The following is a 19,145-nucleotide window of genomic DNA, read 5'->3' on the forward strand; positions in this document are numbered from 1 at the left end:
TGCACGGGTGCACCCTAATGGGCGACGACCGAATCCCTGTACGAGAAGACGGTCAGGCGGCCGAGGCAGCGGCTGTTTCCGATTCTTCAGGAAGGAGATCGGCGATCATCCGCCAGATCTCCTTGGGGAGTACCCGGGTGAGCCGGAGCGGAGTCGTGGGTCCGGTCGCGTCCTCCATGACCGGTTCGGCGGGGAGTTCACGGTACCAATGGCCGAGCGGACCACAGTCCCAGATCGCGAAGCCCCGAGCCGTGACCCCGGGCCCGGTGCCGTCGTGGCCCGGCCAGGCCGCCGTCATCCGCCAGCTGCACCGCAGCTGAACGATCAGCTCCGCCAGACCCTCCGGCACCTGCGCGTACGGCCCCACCGCAGCCGCCAACGCGGCCCGCACGGCGACGGGCTCATCGGCGGCCGAGGCCGCGTGATCCATGGCCGCCAGCCCCGCGTCCAGCACACCGAGAGTCGACTCAACGGTCCCGGGCCCGGTCAGCGGCACCCCGGAGCGCTGGAGGTTCACCATCCGGGCCAGCTCCCAGACGATCATGTTCCGGTCGACCCTGACGTACTCCGACTCCCCCTCCCCGGGCCATGCCTCGTGCGAGAAGACGTCCTCCGATCCGACCAACAGCCCGTGCGCCAGCTTCCCCTGCCGCCCCGCCGTCTCGATCCCGACAATGACCGAAGGCCCGAGCAACGCGTTGACCAGCGGCAGCAGCGCCTCGGCCAGCCTCCCGTCCGGCCATATCAGCCCCGCCTCCCGCAGCCCTGCGACAGCCGGGGCCAAACGGTCGGGCACCGGCTCCCCGGTCGCCAGCAGCGCGACGGCCGCCAAGTCGTCGTCACTGAGGCGGAACCGGTACCGGGAGAGGTCGAAGGAAGGCATGCAATTCGCTCGTTTCGCTGTGTGGCGGGTGTTTGTGCGTGTGAGGGCTTCGACGGACGGTCAGGGCTGCCAGGTCCCCCAGGCGATTTCCATCGCTTGATCTCGGCCCCGGGTGAAGAGCGCCCGGGCGGAGCCCCCTGTGGTGAGGTTGGATCGGTCGACACCGGAGAACATGGCGGCGAGCGCGATGTCCGTGGGCTCGGCAATGCCCTCAATCGTGAAGGCAAGATGCAGCCGACCGCTTTTCATCGCCCTCATACCGTGCTTGCCCGACTGCTCCACCTGAACAGTGACCCCAGGCCTTCCCTCGGACGCCTCCCGGGCCAGGGCGTAATGCAGACGGCTGATCGCCCACAGCCGGTACTTGTCCTCCCCGTGCGTGAGATGAAGCGCACGGCTCTGCTCAGTGACACCGAGCCGATTACGGCTCATCGCCACCTCGTCCTCGCCCACCCTCAAAGTGCCACGATTCAACGTCGGCATCAGCAGACCGGCCGCCACATGGAGGCCCTTGACGTCGTAGAGGACCGTCGGAATCCTCTCGCCCCGGACAATGGAGCGGATCTCCTCCTCGCCGTCCCTGAAGGGGTAGGTGACCGAGATCTCCCCCAGCTCCGGAGACGTGCCCCGCCAGCCCTCGAAGCCGACCCTGTACGAGGGGTGGGGATCCCGGAAGGAGTTCAACCGGAAGGGTGTGGTGGCAGTCTGCGCCTTTGCTCCCTGCTCGGGTGGGGACGGCATGCAATTCGCTCGTTTCACTGTGCGGCAGTTGTCGGGGCGCTTCGGCGGGCGGTCAGGAGCCGAGGTGCACGATGTGGTTGGCACCCCGGGAGAAGATCGATCGGAAAGCACCTCCACGGGTGAGATTGGAACGGTCGACACCGGAGAACATGGCCGCGAGCGCGATGTCCGTGGGCTCAGCGCGCCCCTCAACAGTGACCGTCAGATACAGACCGCCGGACAGGTGTCGACGGCCGCCGATACCGGACTGCTTGACTTTGACGGTCACCCCGGGCCTCGCACCGGACGGCTTCCGGGCAAGGGCGTAGTGCTTGCGGCTGATCGCCCAGAGCTTGTACTGATCCTCCCCATGGGTGAGATGAAGCGCACGCCCCTGTCGAGTAACACCGAGCCGGTTGCGGCTCATGACGACCTCGCGCTCACCCACCCTCAGGGTGCCCCTGTTCAGCGTCGGCATGAGCAGACCGGGCACATGGAAGCCCTTGACGTCGAAAAGGACTGTAGGGACCTTGTCGCCTCGAACCGTGGCGCGGATCTCGTACTCACCGGTCATGAAGGGGTAGGCAACCGTGATCTCACCGAACTCCGGGGACGTACCCCGCCAGCCCAGGAAATCAGGCCGCTGACTGCCATTGTGCGTCCGGTGGGAATCCATCCGGAAGGTGGTCTCGGTATGCATGCGTCTCTCCTTCGCTCTGATGCGCCGTGGTGGTCAGTCGAAGGGATTGTTGAAGATCTTCTTGGCTCCGCTCGCGATGCCGTCCCCGACCTTGTCGAGGCCCTTGGACACCCCGTCCCCGATCTTCTCAGCCGTCTTCCCGGTCCACTCCGCCGCGTTGCCAATGGCGTCACCGATGACCTCACGGTGCTGAATTCCCGCAGCGATGAGATAGGCCGCGCCAGTGCCGACAGCCAGGCCTGCGGTGATCGGGTTGGGCGCCACCGCCAGAGCCGTCATGGAGGCGTTGAAGGCGGTACCGGTCAGATCAGTGGCGAACTTCGCGGGCTGGGCCTTGATCATGTCGGTGTTGTACGTGGCCAGGTTCGCCACACCGTAGACCGTCCCGGCGGCACTGCCGACAACGCCCACACCACGCGCCCAGCCGGCCGCTTTGACCGCCTGTCCCAGACCGCCATTCTTGGCGACTGTGGCCAGATTCGCCTGGTACGCCTTGGGAATAAAGTAGTTGCCGTTCCGCATATGGGCACCGAACTCGGCAGCCATGTCGGAGCCGTACATGAAGCGCACCATGTTCGGCGGGACCTTGCTGAGCAGGCTTCCCGGCTGGGCCGCAGCCAGCCTGGTGCCGACATGTCTGGCAACCATGGTGCTGGGCGCATTCATAGGGTTCCGCTCCGGGAGGTACCTGGCCAACTTCGTGCCCCAGTACCCGGTGGCCCATATGGCCTGGCCGACCATGACCGCCGTACCCGTCCCCGAGAGATAGGAGCTGATGGCCTTGGCGAGCTGCTCATTGCCGGTGAGCCGGGTGATCCCCTCGCGCTGGAGCCTCTTCAGATAGTCGTCGAGGCTCTCGTTCTCCCCCATCTCCATGACGGAGGCCAGCTCGGTCCGCACCTTCTTCGCCTGGTCGTCGGCGGCGGCCACCTTCCCCGCGTCGCCGTTGAAGCCGCCCACGGTGGCGTCGTTCTTGTTGCCGCCCGCGTCCTTGACGACCGCCTCCAGGTCCTTCTTGAGGTCGTTGTCGGCGTCGTCGACGAATTTGACGCGGTCGCGCAGATGGTCGCGCCAGCTCTGGACGGCGGTCTGGATCTCCTGGGCGTGGCCGGGGTGGTTCATCGCCGTGCCGCGTTCCTGGGCGGTGAGCCGGTCGTAGTCGTAGCTGACTTCGCCCTGCTCGGAGACCTTCATCCCGGCCTTGACGGCGTCGGCGCGGGAGGACTCCAGCTGCTTCTTCAACTCGGTGAAGTGGGTGTGGGCGTTGCGCAGCAGGGTCGCGGTCGCCTTGGCCTGGGTCTGGGCGGCCTCGTACTCGTAGCGGGTGGCGGCGAAGTTGGCGCGGGCGGCGTTGGCGCTGTCGCCGAGCCAGGTGCGGTCCATGGTGATTTTCTCCACGCTGTCGCGGTAGCGCTTCTCCACCTTGCCGAACTCGTCGGCCGTCTCCTGCCACTTGTCGGCGGCGGCGGAGAGACCGCCGAAGTCGGCCGTCATGACATCGTGATACGTCAGCATGGTGTGTTCCCCCTGGGAGCGTTCGAGCACCTCGACACGACGACGACGGCGGCGGCCCGCGAGGCCGCCGCCGGTCACGGCGGTCTAGTACTTGTCGAAGTTCGACTGGACGGCGCCGATACGGGCCTTGCGCTCCCCGTCGGTGGCCTGGAGGGTGCCGACGGTCGCGCGCAGCGCCCCCTTCTCCCCGGCGAGCCGCCCCATCAGGGACTTGACCTGCTGGTCCCAGGTCTCCTGGACCGTCTTCATCCCGGCGGCGGTGGCCCAGTTGTCGAGGCCGCTCATGACCTTGCCGTTGGCGTCGTCGGGCCGGTCGCCGGCCTTCTTGGTGCGGGGCTCCAGCTCCGACTCGATGGTGTTGGCGGCGGCGCGCTTGGCGGCCGGCGTCGACGCCAGGTCGCCCTGGCCGCCGCCCGGGGCGGCCGGCCCGTCCGGCGGCAGCCCGTTCAGCAGTACGGACTGCTCCCCGGCCGCGCCCGGCCCGGCTCCTTGCCCAAACACCATGCTGTGATCCCCGTATCGTCTCTTCCCGCCCCACCGCCCGCCGGAGCGAGCGGTGCGTGTGCCGCACATCGCCGCGACCCCACCCGAACGATTATATGAATCAAGCCATGGCGCGTCATGCCCTCGTGCGACCGCCCGTGGGAGACGGTCACCGCGTCCTCACCGAACCGCCGCAATCTGGGAGTTGCTCCCGGGAACGGGAGCTGATGAGGATGAAACGTCGAACCGCTCGCCCCACGAAGGGAAGCGCACAGTGCCGCACATCGAACTGAGCAATGATCTGCCGGGCATCTCGGGTCTGCTCGCCCACCGCAAGGACACCGGCGCCCCGCTGTCCCAGCTGGTCGAAACACTGTTGCGCGGCCCGTCACCGCTCAGCCGCGGGGAGCGCGAGCTGATCGCCGCGTACGTCTCCGAACTCAACGGCACACGCTTCTGCTCCGCCTCGCACAGCGCTTTCGCCGCCGCGCAGCTCGAAGGCGGCCAGGACCTGGTGAAGGCGGTGCTCCACCAGCCGGACACAGCGCCCGTGTCCGAGCGGCTGCGGGCGCTGCTGCGGATCGCGGCCGAGGTACGGGAGCAGCCCCACCCGGTGTCCGACGCCGCGGTGGCGGCCGCCCGGGCGGAGGGGGCCGGTGACACCGAGATCCACGACACGGTTCTGATCGCCGCCGCGTTCTGCATGTACAACCGCTATGTGGACGCACTGGGCACCGCGCTGCCGGCGGAACCCGGCTACTACACCGAAGCCGCGCGCCGGATCACCAGCCAGGGCTATGTGGGCTCGAAGGCGGCGGCGGACGGCACCGGCTGAGAGGTTCACGTACTGATCGACTCCGTCAGAAACGTTTCAGCAAGGGCCGGTCCCCCGTCGGGGGGCCGGCCCTCGTCGCTGGGCAGGCACACCCGTGCGGTTGCCCACGGGTGCACCCATCCGGGAACCAGCCGTCGGTAATCGCCGCGTAATAGCTCTCCCGAAGCCGGTGCCGAAGACAGTGAAGATCGTGCGAATATCCGCCATCGGCCGCCGGACCGGCGGTGGCGCGTGCATTCAAGGACGCTAACCGGCCCGCACGCGTCCGGAACGCGGCGCATACGGTCGACGGTGGCGAATGTGACAGGTGAGGCACGCACCGCACCCTCGGCGGGACCGCTCCCAGGGACGATGCGGAATTCCCGTCCCCGATCACCCTCGCGCACGGCCTGCGGGAACTCCGGGTGATGACTCTCCGTCAGGGTGCGGAATCAGCCACACCATCATCATTTCTGTGTGACGCAGGTCACTTCGGATGGTGATGCGTTACCCGTAATCTACGCGCAAGCATTTTATGTGCGTGCAACTTAAGTTCAGGCGGGTATGCAAACTGTGGAGGACCTGTGCAGATACCGCATTTTGAGCGCGAAGTGGTGGCTGATGGGCTTACCGACGGGTATTGGATCGAGGCCGTCGACCTCGACGGTGCAGGCCGGCCCGGCATCCTGACATCGGGGCTGGCGGAGGGAGTCGTCCGCTGGTACGCGAACCCCGGGCGGAGCGGCGGCGGCTGGACGCCTCGCACCATCGCCGAGCTGAGTCAGCCGGTCGCCTACGCCGCCGCGGACATCACCGGAGACGGCAGCATGGATCTCGTCGTCTGTCATGACTACGGCGAGAGCATGTACGCCCACAAACCGCACGACGGAACCATCTCCTGGCTGCGCAACCCGGGCCCCGGAGGGCAGGACGGCCCCTGGGAACGCCGCCGTATCGGCGGGCTCACCTCGGCGCACCGGCTGCGGCTCGGGCGGTTCACCCGGACCGACCGGCTTCAGCTGCTGGTCCTGCCCGTGGTCGGCGGGGCCGGCGGGCGCGAGGGCATGGCTCAGCCCGCCGCGGTGAGTGTGCTGGACCGTCCGGACGACGTCCTGGGCGCGGCCGGCTGGGAGACCTCGGCGGTCGACCGGTCGTCCTTCACCTTCCTGCACGACTACACCCCCGCCGCCCCCGCCGATTCGGGACTTGAACGGCTGTACGTGGCGAGTGGCGAGGGCCTCAGCGAGTACGGCTGGAACACGGCCCGCCGCTCTTTCGAGGCGCGCCGTCTGGGAGCCGGCGAGGACAGCCAGCACGGCAGAACCGGCTTCCGCGGAAGCAACAGTGTCGCGGTGGGGTCGCTGCCCGGCCAACAGGTGCGGTACGCCGCGGCGGTGGAGCCGTTCCACGGCAATACCGTGGCCGTGTACACCGAGTCCGCCGACGGCGGGCTGTGGCAGCGCACCGTGCTCGATGTGTACGGCGATCCGAACGAGGTCGGCGAGGGCCCGGGGCACCATGTCGTCGCCGCCGATCTCGACGGCGACGGCGAGGACGAGTTCCTCGTGGCGCTGCGCGGCCCCCTGCCGTGGCAGGGCGTCTTCCTCTACAAGGCGGTCGACGCCGGTGCCGGGCTCTGGGTGAAGCGGCGGGTGTCGTACGACTCGGCCGCCCGGATCGCCGTCGCCGACTTCTCCGGGGACGGCCGGCTGGACTTCGCCACCATCGGCTACTACACCCCGGGCTACTTCCTGGCGGAGGACCCCGTGGTGGCCCTGTACCGCAACCTCGGCGTCTGAACCCCCCTTCCGCCCCACATCCCCAACCCCCCTCAAGGAGTCACCGTGACACGTGTCCTGTATCTGTACGGCGGCTGGCCGGGCCACCAGCCGTACGAGGTCGCAGAGTGGGCATCGGCAGAGATGAAGGACCTCGGACTGACCGTCGACGCCATCAACGACCCCTACCGCCTCGAAGCCGATCTGTCGGCCTACGACCTGATCGTCATCGGCTGGACCCAGGCGCACACCACCGAGTCCCTGACCGCCCGCCAGGAGGACAGCCTGCTGCACGCCGTCGAGAACGGGGCCGGGGTCGCCGGCTGGCACGGCATGGCGGCCTCGTTTCGCGCGAGCCTGCGCTACAACCACCTGGTGGGCGGCTCCTGTGTCTCCCACCCCGGGGGCGAGGGGGTCGAGGTCCCCTACACCGTCTCGATCACCGACCGTTCGCACGAGGTCACCGCCGGGGTGGCGGACTTCGAGGTGGCGTCGGAGCAGTACTACATGCACGTCGATCCCGCCAATCACGTCCTGGCCGAGACCGAGTTCAGCGGCGAGCACCTGCCCTGGCTCGCCGGCCGGCGGATGCCGGTCGCCTGGGTGCGCCGCTGGGGTGCCGGCCGGGTCTTCTACTGCTCGGTCGGTCACTACCTCAAGGATCTGAGCCATCCCGACGTCACTCGGCTGATACGCCAGGGACTGGGCTGGGCAAGCCGCTGACCCTGGCCGACGCGAGAAGCACACGCACTGAATCCCGGCGACGGTCCGTCCGACAGGGGGAAGGTCATGAGTTTATTTGTTGAGGCCAAGTTGCTCGGAGAGTTCAGCGTCTCCGTGAACGGACAGCGGCTGTATGTTCCGGCGCAGAAACAGCGGGTGCTGCTGGCCCTGCTGCTGGCGGAGGCGCCCCGGTCCGTCTCCCTGGAGCAACTGGTCGGATATCTGTGGGACGACGACCGCAGACCCCACAACGAGCGCGGTGCGCTGCATATCCATATGGCCCGGCTACGGCACGCCCTGGCTCGGGCGGACCGGCGGCTCAACGTTGTCATCCGTACCGAGGAGGGTTCCTACCGGGTGGTCTGCGACCGGCTCGACACGGATTTGACCTCGTATCAGGACTGGTGCGCGGGGGCCCGGGTGGCACGGCAGAGCGGGGACGACACGGCGGAGCGCCGGTGCATCGAGCAGGCGCTCGCGCTGTGGCAGGGCGAGCTGCTCGAAGATGTGCCGGCCGCGGCGGCGTACGACAGGACACGGCTCCAGCTGCGCGAGCGGCAGCTCGACCTGACCGAGCGGCTGCACGAGTTGCGGATCGCCGGCGGCGAGCCGGGGTGTGCCGTGGCGGACCTGCGCCGTCTCGTCGCGGTGCACCCCCTGCGGGAGAACACCTGGTACCTCCTGATGAAGGCGCTGCTGGAGGCCGGGCGCAGCGCGGAGGCGGTCGCCACCTTCAGTACGGCCCGGAATGTGTTCGTGAAGGAGCTCGGGGTGGAGCCGGGGGTGCAGCTCCGGGCGCTCTTCGAGGAAGTGCTGGCGGCGTGAGGCCGATGCCGGCCGCCGCTGAAGACGACCATTGATCTCTTGATCTCTGCGAAGGAGAGACCATGTCCACAGGCAATGAATTCAATGCCGTACTGAGTGCCGGTGCCGTGCTGTTCGACCTGGACGGTGTCCTGGTGGACTCGGCGCCGGTGATCGACCGGGTGTGGCGCGCGTGGGCGGCGCAGCACGGTGTTCCGTGGGACCGGGTCCACCCGCTGCTGCCCGGTCGGCGGGCCGTCGAGACCGTGGCTCTGCTGGCTCCGCATCTTGACGCGGAGCGCGAGGGCGCGGAGCTGGAGCGGGTGCAGGCGGCGGATCTGGGCGGCATCTCCGCCTGCCGGGGGGCTGTTGAGCTGACCGAGGAGCTGGAGGGTTTTCCCTGGGCCATCGTGACGTCGGGGAGCCGGGCCACGGCCACCACCCGGCTGCGTGCGACGGGTTTCCGGCTGCCGGAGGTTCTGGTCACGGCGGACGATGTCGTCCGGGGGAAGCCCGACCCGGAGGGATATCTGCAGGCCGCCCGGCGGTTGGGAGTGCCTCCCGGGGAGTGCCTGGTGGTGGAGGACGCGGACGCGGGTGTGCGGGCGGCGCGGGCGGCGGGCGCCAGAGTGGTGGGGATCGCGGGCGCGGGTCTGGGCGCGTCGGCCCGGCTGGTCGATGTGACGGTCGGCAGCCCGGCCGAACTGCTGGGACTCATCGGGGTGGTGGAGCGGCGACTGCCCCGTTGAGCTGACCGGGCCGGTCCCGAGGCCGCCTTCCGCTCAGGGGCGGTGTTCGCTGCCGGGGTCGGGCCTCCGGCCGGGCCCCGGCGCTCCGAAGGCGCCGGGTTCAGGCGGACCGCTGGGGGGCGGCCTCCCGGGTGAGCCAGGCGGCGAGGGGTGCGAACGCCTCGTTCTCGGCCGCTTCCCCCAGGGTCTCCTCCAGCACTCGGACATAGGTGATCCGGGCCGCCACGACCCGGGCCTGTCCCTCTTCGCTGATCTGGGTGTAGACGCCGCGGCGGTCATGAGGACAGAGATACCGCTCGGTCAGTCCCAGTTTCTCCAGTCGGCCCACCAGGCGGCTCACCGAACTCTGGTTGAGGGGGATGGCGTCGGCCAGGAACTGCTGGCGGAGATGGCCGCCGTCGTCGGAGTGGGCGAGCGCGGCCAGCGCGGAGAACTCGGAGACCGACAGCTGGTGTTCGGCCTGGAGCGCCTTCGAGAGCGCTTCCTCCAGGCGCGCCGTGAGGAGACGCACCGTCTGCCAGCGCTGTTCGAGGACGGTCGGCAGCTCGATGTGAGGGCTCACCTGATTGATGAGTGGCACGTATGTCTCCTTTTCCTCGTGCGAACAGACGGGTTCACAGAACCCTAGCACGCCCTTACATGATATGCATAAACAATAGATGTGTTGACATTCTATGCATGAGCATATATGTTGACGCCGCTGATTCTCGACAAGCCATGCCTCATGGCGCGTTACGGGCCTCCCGCACACGGACAGAGGACACCTCCATGCCCATCGCTCTCCTGGCGCTCTCACTGAGCGCCTTCGCCATCGGCACCACAGAATTCGTGATCATGGGCCTACTGCCCAATGTCGCCGACGACTTAGGCGTCAGCATCACCTCCGCGGGCCTGCTCGTCACCGGGTACGCCCTGGGGGTCGTCGTCGGAGCCCCCACCCTCACGGCGCTGCTCGGCCGGCTTCCGCGGAAGCGGACCCTGCTGATCCTCAGCGGCATCTTCCTCGTCGGAAACCTGCTGTGCGCGCTCTCGCCCAACTACGGCATCCTCATGGGCGCCCGGTTCATCACCGCCTGCGCCCATGGCGCGTTCTTCGGCATCGCCTCGGTCGTCGCCGCCGACCTGGTCCCCAAGGAGAAGCGGGCGAGCGCCATCGCCATGGTCTTCACCGGCGCGACCATGGCCAATGTGCTCGGTGTGCCTCTGGGCACCTTCCTCGGGCAGGACTACGGCTGGCGCTCGACCTTCTGGGTCGTTTCGGGCATCTCGCTGATCGCCACCATCGGGATCGCCGTCCTCGTACCGGTCATCGAGCAGCAGAACCCGCCCAGCTTCCGCGCGGAACTCGCCGTGCTCCGGCGCAAGCAGGTACTGCTCGCGCTGCTCATCACCGTCTTCGGCTACGGCGGCGTGTTCACCCTCTTCACCTACATCACCCCTCTGCTCACCGATGTCACCGGGTACGCGGAGTCCACCGTGAGCTGGCTGCTGGTCCTCTTCGGCGTCGGTCTCTTCGGCGGCAACCTCCTGGCGGGCAAGGCCGCCGACCGGCATCTGATGCCCACGGTGTACGTGGTGCTGCTGGCCCTCAGCCTGGTGCTGCTGGCCTTCAGCCTCACCAGCGAGAACAAGACGGCCGCCGCCATCTCGGTACTGCTCCTCGGGGCCACCGCGTTCGGCACCGTGCCGCCCCTCCAGATGCGCATCCTCGCCAAGGCGGGCGACGCGCCCGCCGTGGCCAGCTCCTTCAACATCTCCGCCTTCAATGTCGCCAACGCCGCCGGTTCGTTCATCGGCGGCCGGGTCATCGCCGCCGGATACTCCCTGCCGGTCCTCGGGCCGGTCGCCGCGGTGATCTCCCTGGTGGGTCTGGGCATCGCCGTCTACTCGGGCTGGCTCGACGCCCACGGCAAGCCGGCCGACCGCGATCTCCCCGCCGGCCCGGACGAGGAGACACGGACCACCGCGGGCGGCACCGCCGACGACATCGGAACCTCCCCCGTGGAAGCCCGATGAGCCCTGCCGTCCCCACCGTCCCCGCACTCCCCGCCGTCCCGTCCGCGCTGGACCGGCTGGCCCCCGCTCCCGGCGGGCTCACCGTCGGGGTGGAACTGCCCCTCGACAACGACTGGTCGCCGCAGGGCGGCCACCGGGCCGAGTCCGACGGCCGGCCGTCCGGCGTACCCGACATGCGACGACACGGCGAACTCGCCGTACTGGCCGACCGCCTCGGGTTCGCGGCGCTGTGGCTGCGCGACGTACCGCTGTGGGAACCGGGCTTCGGGGACGCGGGCCAGGTCTTCGACCCGTTCCCCTATCTCGGCTATCTCTCCGGCGTCACCCGCGACATCCTGCTCGGCACCGCCGCGATCGCCCTCCCCCTCCGCCACCCGCTGCATGTCGCGAAGATGGCCGCCACCGTCGACCGGCTCAGCGGGGGACGGCTGCTGCTCGGCATCGCCTCCGGGGACCGGCCGTTCGAGTACCCGCTCTTCGGCCTGGAGCACGCCCGCCGGGGAGAGGCCGTACGGGAGGCCGTGGAAGTCCTGCGCGACGCCTGGGAGTCGGCCAGGAGCAAGGACGTCGAAGGCTCCGTACGCGTCCTGCCCGCCACCGTGCAGCGGGCCGTCCCGCTGATCATGGCCGGGCGCGGCAGACAGAGCCCCGAGTGGCTCGCGGCCCACACGGACGGGCACTTCACCTACCACCGCCCCGGACCCGAGATGCGGCCCGTCGCCCAGAGCTGGCACGACACCTGCGGGCCGGACCGGTGGAGACCGCTGCTGACCACCATGCTCGTCGACCTCACGGACGACCCGGACACCCCTGCCCGGCCGATCCGCTTCGGCGCGCGGCTGGGCCGGAACACTCTGATCGACTATCTGGCGGATCTGGAGAAGGCACAGGTCTCGCATGTCGCGCTCAACTTCCGGTTGAGCCGGAGGCCGGTCGACGACGCCCTCGCGGAGATCGCCGAGTACGTACTCCCCGGCTTCCCCGCGGCCGGCACCGCCCCCGGGAGGACCGCAGGGACCTCTTGAGGCCGGGAGCGGACCGGCCACCGGGGCGGGGAGGCCGTGCCCCCCGGGAAACCGCCCCGGGGACCGGCCGTCCCCGCGACGGTCCGTCATCCACAAGAAAGGCAGACGAAGTTACGAGGAAAGCCGGGTTCGACAAGGTTGTCAGCACAAGGCACCGCAACGAACCCAGCACCCCCCACCCGGAGGAACTCCCCGTGACGAACTCTCCCCAGCCCGTCAGCGGCCTGTCCGTGCCGTCCCGTCTCGGTGTCGGACCGATGTCGAAGAACGCGGTGGACGCGGCGATACAGGTGGCCTACCGCAGACAGCGCCGTCTGATGCTCATCCCCAGCCGCCGCCAGGTGGAGACGGCCGCCCAGGGCGGCGGCTATGTGGAGGGCTGGACGACCGAGTCGTTCGCCGAGTACGTCCGCTCGCAGGACCCGGACGGACTGATCCTGCTCTGCCGCGACCACGGCGGCCCTTACCAGAACCCCCAGGAGAAGCTCCAGCGCTACTCGCTCGGCGAGGCCATGAAGTCCGCGGCCCAGTCGTACGAGGAGGACATCCGGCAGGGCTTCGACCTGCTGCACATCGACACCTCCGTCGACCTCGACGGAGTGGCCCCCCTCGACGACGCGATCGACCGGGCCGTCGAACTCTACGGCCAGGCCGTGGAGACCGCCCGTTCCCTGGGCCGCGGCACCCTCTTCGAGATCGGCTTCGAGGACCAGGGCGGCGACACCAACGACCCCGCGGAGTTCGACGAGCAGGTCTCCACCGCCCTCGACCGGCTCAAGGGCGCCGGACTGCCCCTGCCGACGTTCATCGTCGCGCAGACCGCCACCAAGGTCATGGAGACCCGCAATGTGGGCGCGCTCACCATCGCGCCGTTCGCCGTGGCCACGACGGTGCGGACACTGGTCGGGATCACCAGCCGGCACGGCATCGCCCTCAAGGCGCACAACTGCGACTATCTGACGCGCGAACAGCTCACGTACCTGAACGCCGCCGGGGTGGACGCGCTCAACGTGGCCCCCGAGTTCGGCGTCGTCGAGACCCGCGCTTTCCTCGCCCTGCTGGACGAGCTGAACCTTCCCGTACAGCGTGAGCGGTTCCTCGAAGCCGCCTACAACAGCAAGTCCTGGGGCAAGTGGATGCACCCCCGGACCACCGCGAGCGACACCGACCGGGCCGTCATCGCCGGTCACTACACCTTCGCCACCGAGGGCTTCCTGGCCCTCAAGGAAGCGGTCCGGCACACGGCCGACAAGCGGGGCATCGACATCGACGCCCGGCTGCGGGACGCCGTGGACAGCTCCATCGACCACTACGCCGCCGCGCTCCCCGAGACTCGGGCCACCGCCGGGCGCCCCACCGGGCACCCCGCCGGTATCGCCGGCTGACGTCCGCCCCCCTCACACCCGACGACGAGGTGCATCTCCCATGACTCTTCAGCACGAGACCGGACCGTCGACCGCCCCCGATGTGGGCGAGGAGGAGGACGCTCTCCTCGCCGAGCTGGCCGGCCGGCTCGGCGGCACCCTCGCCGACGAGCTGACCGAAGGCGGCTCACCCGCCCGGCTGGCCAAGCTCGACCTGCCGGACGGCGATCCGCAGGTCATCAAATTGCTGGTCGACATCCCCGGCGCCGTGGACGGCCACGACCTGGAGTCCTTCCGGGTCAAGATCCAGCAGATCGAGAAGATCCGCGACGAGATCCCCGCGCTGCGCGGGGTCTACACCGAGCTGTCCCATGCCTTCCACGGGGAGAACTGGGCCGCCTACACCATGCCCTTCTACCCGAATCAGGACATCGCGGCACCCCTGAGGGCCGGGGAGGACATCGAGAAGCGCTACGCCCCACAGCTGCGCACCATCCTTTCCGACCTCATCGGAGAAGGCCATCTGCGCGACAGCGCGGAGACCGGGCCCGGACACATTTCCGAGGTGCACGGCGACCGGCTGATCCGGCGCTTCTGGCTGCTCCAGAAGTATCTGCCCAGCTCGCTGGTGGACGCCCCGGAGATCGTGGTCAACGGGGTGACCTGCCGCAATCCGCTCCAGCAGGCGCAGCGGCTCCTCGACGACCCCCGGCTGACGTCGGGCATCGACCCGAAGCGCCTGTACTACCCGATCCACGGCGATCTGAACACCCGCAACATCCTCGTCACCGACGAGGCGGCCCTGGCGGGCGCGGACACGGGCGGTTACCGCATCATCGACCCACGCGGCACCCTCGGCCTCTGGGACCCCGCGTACGACCTGTCGAAGATCCTCTTCAGCTTCACGGTGTGGGACGCCGGGCTGCGCAAGGGCTTCCGGCTGGAGCGGCAGGACCGCGATTGGCAGGTCGCCATCGACGGCGGCAACTACCCGGCGTACCGCTCCGCGGCGGACGGCCTGCTGGGCCTGCTGCGCGGGCTGCCCGAGTTCCGGCGGCTCACCGAGAACGACCGCGGCTGGGAGAGCCGCTATCTGATCGGGCACGCCTTCCATCTGCTCGGAGAGGCGGCATGCCGTCTCTCCGACATCAAGAAGCGCACCGGTGAGGACAGCGAGGACCAGCTCGACCCGGTGGACCTGGCCACCGGCCACTATCTGTACGGAGTGCTCTTCCTGGAGGACGCGATCCGTCAGCTGGAGGCCGAGGGGCGGGTCGACCACGACGCCGCGCTGTCGCACCTCGGCTGAGTGCGCCCGGCGGGCCGGGGACGACCCCACCACTCCCCCCGGCCCGCCGGAGCCCCGGACCGGTACCGCACCGCCCCGCCCCGGAGATCCGGGGCGGGGCGGTGCCGGGTGCCGGGTCAGTCGTCGTACGAGAGTCCGTGGCCCAGGGGGAAGAGCACCCGGGCGGGGTCGTCCGCCCGCTGCACGGGTACGGGCAGCTCGCCCCGGGGTTCGGCGCGGCCCGCGATCACCCGTGCGGCGGCGCGCAGTTCCACGGTGGTCCAGCAGTAGGCGGCGAGGGATGCCTCCACTCCGTCGAGGTGGGCGATGTCGTAGGGATTGCGCGCGGCGACGTGGACGACCGGCACCCCGGTCTCGATCAGCCGCCGGACCAGGGTCCGCTGTCCGTCGTCGGCCGCGATGTCGTGGGTGAGGACGACGATCGCGTCCTTGTCGCGCGAGGCGGCCACCGCCGCGTCGATCCGGGACGTGTCCGGGGTGAGCCCCGTGGGCAGGGCCGTGGTCGTGAAGCGCAGCTCGGTGAGGGCGTCGGCCAGGGTGGGCAGGGAGCTGAGGCTCTCGTCGTGGGGGAATTTCTCGTTCGCGCCGACGACCAGCAGATTCTTCTGCCTGCGTCTGTTCAGGGGCAGCAGTCCGCCCTTGTTGACCAGCAGGGTCGTGGTGCGCTCGGCGATGCGGTCGGCGGTGGCGAGGTGCCCCCGGGTGCCGACCCGGCAGTCCACCTGCTCCGTGTCGGTGTACGGGTTGCGGAACAGTCCGAGCTTGTCCTTGAGGCGCAGAATGCGCAGGATCGACTCGTCCAGGCGGGATTCGGCGAGTTCACCGTCCTTGACCGCCTTGAGGACCGCGTTCCAGGCGAGGGGCAGATTGTTCGGGTAGAGGAGCTGGTCCACTCCCGCCTTCAGGGCGAGTACCGGGACGCGCTCCTCGCCGTACTTGAGCAGGACGCCCTTCATATTGAGCGCGTCGGTCACGACGACGCCGTCGTAGCCGAGTTCGCGGCGCAGCACTCCGGTGATGATGGGGTGGGAGAGCGTGGCCGGGTCGTCGCTCGGGTCGAGCGCGGGCATCTGGAGATGCGCGGTCATGATCGAGTCGATGCCCGCCGCGATGGCGGCCCGGAAGGGCGGGGCGTCGATCCGCTGCCATTCCTCGCGGGTGTGGGTGATCACCGGGAGGCCGAAGTGGCTGTCCACCGTGGTGTCGCCATGGCCGGGGAAGTGCTTGGCGACGGCGGACACACCCGCCCGCTGGTACCCCTCGACCTGGGCGGTGACCATCCGGGACGCGGCGCGGGGATCGGCTCCGAAGGCGCGTACGTTGATGATCGGGTTGGCCGGGTTGACATTGACGTCGGCGACCGGGGCGTAGTTCTGGCGGATGCCCATCGCGGCCAGTTCGGTCGCGGCGATACGGGCGGCGGAGCGGGCGTCGCGCACCGAGCCGCCCGCGCCGAGGGCCATCGCGGCGGGCAGCTGGGTCGCCGGTGCGCCGATCCGGACGTTCGCGCCGTACTCCTGGTCGACGGAGATCAGCAGCGGCAGTCGGGCGGGGGCTTCGAGCGCGGCCCGCTGGAGCCCGTTGGAGAGACCGGCGATCTGCCGGGGGTTTCTGAGGTTGCCCGACCAGACGAAGTAGATGACCCCGCCGAGGTGGTACTTGGCGACCGCCTCGGCCCCGGTGCTGACACCCAGCAGGTAGCGGTTGGCCTCGGCGGCCTCCTCACCGGGCTCGGTGGCCGACGGACCGCAGACGAACGGTACGAAGACCTGGCCGACTTTCTCCTCCAGGCTCATCCCGGAGATGAGTTTCTTGAGCCGTTCGTCCCGGGACCCGGGGCTCTCGGCGGCCAGGGAGGGGGTGCTGCCCTGGGCGACGGCGGCCGTGGCGACGGTCGCGGTGGAAGCGGCGATGAGGGTACGTCTGGAGAGACTCCGGTTGTGCATGGTTACCTTCCGGCCTTGCCCGATATCGAAGTGGAGAAACTTCGGAAGAAATGGCTAGCCGGAAAATTACTGACCACTGCCCGGTCGGGCAAGTGATATTTAAAACCCGGAGGTAAATCGACCGGCACACCCAGAGGTATGCCCACCTATGCTCCTCGGTGCCCCGTGTGCGTAAACCAATTCGACGCCCGTCCGGGACGGCTGCGGCGGGCCGACGGGGCGGCCGGTCGCACCACCGCACGGGAAGGTGCGGGTTTCCGTTATCGCCGGTCAACGCTGAGCAATTTTTCGGGATTCATATATTCCGTTTACACCTTCCGATTTCGGCCGACCACCCACGGTGGCGGCGCGCGCCGGCTCACGGCTCGGGCGGACCCCAGGGCACCTGCACGACTCCGCCGGGGCCCTCGACGCCGCCGAGGCGTCCCGTCTCACCCGGAAGTCGCAAACCCTCCGGCGTGCACCGCGCCCAGGGGTCCCAGAATTTTTCGTCGTCACAGATTTCGACATGGCTTCATCCGAGTCGATTCGGTCCGGACTCGCCGGGGAATTGCCATTCGATTGCGCACCGCAATACCGCACACGGCACGAATGTTCGGGACATGGAATGCCGGGCCGAGCAATTCAGTCCACAGGAATGGCCGCCGGGGCCCGGCGGCGACTGCGACACCCCCGTCCCCGGCCGCGAGGCGGCTGATGGACGACCGGGCGATGACGGCCCGGCCGGCGGTCGCCGGGACGCTCTCCCCGCTGGGCAGAATTTCGGCCATGCGCGCCTCGCGCCGGAATTCGGGGCGCTCTTCGAGGGGTTCTTCGAGGCGCTTCCCGGTGAACCCGCCCAGGCCGTCCGAGGGCACGGACGGACTCCGCCCCCGCGCCGGCGGGGATCCGGCCGCATACGGCAATCCACGAGATCAATTCGCGCCCGCACGCGAATCCAGCCATGCGGTCTTCCACGATGTCCGGCCTGCGGCCGACCCGACATGCTCGGTCACGGCACCACCGATCGCACCGGAAGGACACCCCCGGCCGGCGCGGTCACCCGTCAGAACGACTCCCCGTCGCCGATCCCTCCGGCGGGGACGATCGCCGCCCACCGGCCCACGCGAGCAAGGACGACATGCGCAGCAGTCACGAATGGCAGGAGCAGCGCCGGGACGAGATCCCCGCGCCCGGTGCGCCGCCCGGCGGCGCGGAGTGGGTGCGCGCAGTGCTGGCGGCGGGCTGGGGCGAGCCCTGGGCCGGGGTGCCGGTACGGCCCTTCTCCTCCGGCGGGGCCGCGCCGCTCAGCCACACCGCGGGGCTGTGGCAGGTGGACCTGCCCGGCCGCGCCCATGTGCTGAAGGTGCAGCTGAACCCGGACGCCGTGCGGGAGCGCCGCTTCTACCCCCTCAAGGAACGGATCGCGGCGCACTGCTGGGACCGGGGCGTGCCGGTCCCGGCGGCCGTGCCCACGCCGGACGGTGCCACCGGTGTGTGGTGCCAGGGGCTGGTCTGCGAGCTGAGTCCCCGGCTGGACGGGGCCGCCACCCCCTCGTTCACCTTCGCGCAGGCCCAGCAGGTCGTGCGCACCGGGCTGGAACTGCGTACCGCCCTGGACGAGCTGCCGCCGGGAGTGGCGGCGGAACTGGCCCGTGTCCCGCTGCCCCGGCTGGTCGACGAGGAGCACTGGCCCACGGCGCTCGAGGACGCCGAACAGCGGCTGCTGCCACTGGCCGAGCGGGGCGGGAGCGACTGGCACCGGGCCGCGGCCGGGGCGCTGCGCGAGGTCGTGTCGACCGGACGGCTGCCGCGCGCGGCCGGTGTGCCCGCCGTGGGGGACCCCGTTCCCCGGCCCGGGGTGGTCCACGGCGACCTGCACCACCACCACTTCCTGCTCACCGCCGACGGCCCCGGGGGCCGGCCGTGCGTCCAGGGGGTCCTCGACTTCGACAACGCGCACCTCGGTGACCGGCTGCTGGACCTGGCCTGGCTGGCGGAGGCGGCCGGCCGGGTCGCGGACCCGGCCGGGCGGCGTCGTTCGCTCGCCGCCTTCACGGCCGCCGCACGGGCCCGCGGGCTGCTGCGGCCGGGCGAGGAGGCTCTGTTGATGCCGCTGCTCATGGCCCACGCGCTGCCGGTGATCGTCGACATCGCCAAGGACATCCTGGAGCGGAACATCCTCAGCCCCGTCTGGCTGGGCTACTTCGACCTGCTGTCGCCGGCGCGCCGGCGGGAGATCCACGAGCTGCTCACGGCTCCTGCCGCGTAAGCCGATCCGGCGCGTAAGCCGATCCGGCGCGTGAGCCGGCCCGCCGCGCAAGCCGATCCGGCCCG

17 protein-coding genes are annotated in these 19,145 nt (G+C 69.7%); 10 read left to right on the forward strand and 7 right to left on the reverse strand.

The window, feature by feature from the left end; translation table 11 throughout:
- Nucleotides 1-52: 52 nt before the first annotated feature.
- The 5 genes from ABD371_RS08125 to ABD371_RS08145 are packed head-to-tail and all read right to left on the reverse strand — an operon-like array spanning nt 53 to nt 4,322.
- On the reverse strand, nt 53-883 hold the full coding sequence (locus tag ABD371_RS08125; RefSeq protein ID WP_344474326.1) for a histidine kinase: 831 nt from the start codon (nt 881-883) through the stop codon (nt 53-55).
- 60 nt (nt 884-943) lie between these two features.
- Complete coding sequence (locus ABD371_RS08130) at nt 944-1,624, reverse strand: hypothetical protein (RefSeq protein WP_344474328.1); 681 nt, start codon at nt 1,622-1,624, stop codon at nt 944-946.
- A gap of 52 nt (nt 1,625-1,676) precedes the next feature.
- Nucleotides 1,677-2,303: a hypothetical protein gene (locus ABD371_RS08135; protein WP_344474330.1), complete on the reverse strand. Its 627-nt coding sequence runs from the start codon at nt 2,301-2,303 to the stop codon at nt 1,677-1,679.
- A 33-nt stretch (nt 2,304-2,336) separates the two neighbouring features.
- A complete protein-coding gene (locus tag ABD371_RS08140) occupies nt 2,337-3,896 on the reverse strand; it encodes a hypothetical protein (RefSeq protein ID WP_344474333.1) in 1,560 nt (519 codons plus the stop codon).
- A gap of 6 nt (nt 3,897-3,902) precedes the next feature.
- Entirely contained in the window at nt 3,903-4,322 is a 420-nt protein-coding gene (locus ABD371_RS08145; protein WP_344474335.1) for a hypothetical protein, read from the reverse strand.
- A 253-nt stretch (nt 4,323-4,575) separates the two neighbouring features.
- Between ABD371_RS08145 and ABD371_RS08150 the strand changes: the two genes are divergently transcribed.
- The 5 genes from ABD371_RS08150 (at nt 4,576) to ABD371_RS08170 (ending at nt 9,169) form a co-directional block, all read left to right on the forward strand.
- Complete coding sequence (locus ABD371_RS08150) at nt 4,576-5,136, forward strand: carboxymuconolactone decarboxylase family protein (RefSeq protein WP_344474337.1); 561 nt, start codon at nt 4,576-4,578, stop codon at nt 5,134-5,136.
- A gap of 593 nt (nt 5,137-5,729) precedes the next feature.
- Complete coding sequence (locus ABD371_RS08155) at nt 5,730-6,914, forward strand: FG-GAP repeat domain-containing protein (RefSeq protein ID WP_344474339.1); 1,185 nt, start codon at nt 5,730-5,732, stop codon at nt 6,912-6,914.
- 45 nt (nt 6,915-6,959) lie between these two features.
- The gene (locus ABD371_RS08160) at nt 6,960-7,616 is read left to right on the forward strand and encodes a ThuA domain-containing protein (protein WP_344474341.1); all 657 of its coding nucleotides are present in this window, start codon (nt 6,960-6,962) and stop codon (nt 7,614-7,616) included.
- Nucleotides 7,617-7,682: 66 nt separating this feature from the next.
- On the forward strand, nt 7,683-8,441 hold the full coding sequence (locus tag ABD371_RS08165; protein WP_344474343.1) for an AfsR/SARP family transcriptional regulator: 759 nt from the start codon (nt 7,683-7,685) through the stop codon (nt 8,439-8,441).
- Nucleotides 8,442-8,503: 62 nt separating this feature from the next.
- Nucleotides 8,504-9,169 (forward strand): HAD-IA family hydrolase, encoded by a 666-nt coding sequence (locus ABD371_RS08170; RefSeq protein ID WP_344474345.1) that lies wholly within the window; start codon nt 8,504-8,506, stop codon nt 9,167-9,169.
- Between the two features lie 100 nt (nt 9,170-9,269).
- Here the strand turns inward: ABD371_RS08170 and ABD371_RS08175 are convergent, their stop codons facing one another.
- On the reverse strand, nt 9,270-9,749 hold the full coding sequence (locus ABD371_RS08175; protein WP_344474347.1) for a MarR family winged helix-turn-helix transcriptional regulator: 480 nt from the start codon (nt 9,747-9,749) through the stop codon (nt 9,270-9,272).
- 188 nt (nt 9,750-9,937) lie between these two features.
- Between ABD371_RS08175 and ABD371_RS08180 the strand changes: the two genes are divergently transcribed.
- The 4 genes from ABD371_RS08180 (at nt 9,938) to ABD371_RS08195 (ending at nt 14,883) form a co-directional block, all read left to right on the forward strand.
- Entirely contained in the window at nt 9,938-11,185 is a 1,248-nt protein-coding gene (locus tag ABD371_RS08180) for an MFS transporter (protein WP_344474349.1), read from the forward strand.
- The gene (locus tag ABD371_RS08185; RefSeq protein ID WP_344474351.1) at nt 11,182-12,210 is read left to right on the forward strand and encodes an LLM class oxidoreductase; all 1,029 of its coding nucleotides are present in this window, start codon (nt 11,182-11,184) and stop codon (nt 12,208-12,210) included. The genes ABD371_RS08180 and ABD371_RS08185 overlap by 4 nt, the downstream gene beginning before the upstream one ends.
- A gap of 194 nt (nt 12,211-12,404) precedes the next feature.
- The gene (locus ABD371_RS08190) at nt 12,405-13,595 is read left to right on the forward strand and encodes a class II D-tagatose-bisphosphate aldolase non-catalytic subunit (protein WP_344474353.1); all 1,191 of its coding nucleotides are present in this window, start codon (nt 12,405-12,407) and stop codon (nt 13,593-13,595) included.
- 40 nt (nt 13,596-13,635) lie between these two features.
- Entirely contained in the window at nt 13,636-14,883 is a 1,248-nt protein-coding gene (locus tag ABD371_RS08195; protein ID WP_344474355.1) for an aminoglycoside phosphotransferase family protein, read from the forward strand.
- Between the two features lie 116 nt (nt 14,884-14,999).
- Here ABD371_RS08195 and ABD371_RS08200 read toward each other — a convergent pair whose 3' ends face one another.
- Nucleotides 15,000-16,829 (reverse strand): glycoside hydrolase family 3 protein, encoded by a 1,830-nt coding sequence (locus ABD371_RS08200; protein ID WP_344474357.1) that lies wholly within the window; start codon nt 16,827-16,829, stop codon nt 15,000-15,002.
- Between the two features lie 1,120 nt (nt 16,830-17,949).
- Here ABD371_RS08200 and ABD371_RS08205 point away from each other — a divergent pair.
- Nucleotides 17,950-19,080, forward strand: coding sequence for a phosphotransferase enzyme family protein (locus ABD371_RS08205; protein WP_344474359.1), 1,131 nt, complete (start codon nt 17,950-17,952; stop codon nt 19,078-19,080).
- Nucleotides 19,081-19,145 lie beyond the last annotated feature (65 nt).

It is taken from the genome of Streptomyces amakusaensis (assembly GCF_039532665.1).
GTDB lineage: Bacteria > Actinomycetota > Actinomycetes > Streptomycetales > Streptomycetaceae > Streptomyces > Streptomyces amakusaensis.

Coding starts and splice junctions, on each gene's coding strand:
- ABD371_RS08200 (WP_344474357.1), bottom strand. CDS start 16,829: ATGCACAACCGGAGTCTCTCCAGACGTACCCTCATCGCCGCTTCCACC.
- ABD371_RS08180 (WP_344474349.1), top strand. CDS start 9,938: ATGCCCATCGCTCTCCTGGCGCTCTCACTGAGCGCCTTCGCCATCGGC.
- ABD371_RS08125 (WP_344474326.1), bottom strand. CDS start 883: ATGCCTTCCTTCGACCTCTCCCGGTACCGGTTCCGCCTCAGTGACGAC.
- ABD371_RS08205 (WP_344474359.1), top strand. CDS start 17,950: ATGCGCAGCAGTCACGAATGGCAGGAGCAGCGCCGGGACGAGATCCCC.
- ABD371_RS08170 (WP_344474345.1), top strand. CDS start 8,504: ATGTCCACAGGCAATGAATTCAATGCCGTACTGAGTGCCGGTGCCGTG.
- ABD371_RS08130 (WP_344474328.1), bottom strand. CDS start 1,624: ATGCCGTCCCCACCCGAGCAGGGAGCAAAGGCGCAGACTGCCACCACA.
- ABD371_RS08165 (WP_344474343.1), top strand. CDS start 7,683: ATGAGTTTATTTGTTGAGGCCAAGTTGCTCGGAGAGTTCAGCGTCTCC.
- ABD371_RS08135 (WP_344474330.1), bottom strand. CDS start 2,303: ATGCATACCGAGACCACCTTCCGGATGGATTCCCACCGGACGCACAAT.
- ABD371_RS08185 (WP_344474351.1), top strand. CDS start 11,182: ATGAGCCCTGCCGTCCCCACCGTCCCCGCACTCCCCGCCGTCCCGTCC.
- ABD371_RS08145 (WP_344474335.1), bottom strand. CDS start 4,322: ATGGTGTTTGGGCAAGGAGCCGGGCCGGGCGCGGCCGGGGAGCAGTCC.
- ABD371_RS08195 (WP_344474355.1), top strand. CDS start 13,636: ATGACTCTTCAGCACGAGACCGGACCGTCGACCGCCCCCGATGTGGGC.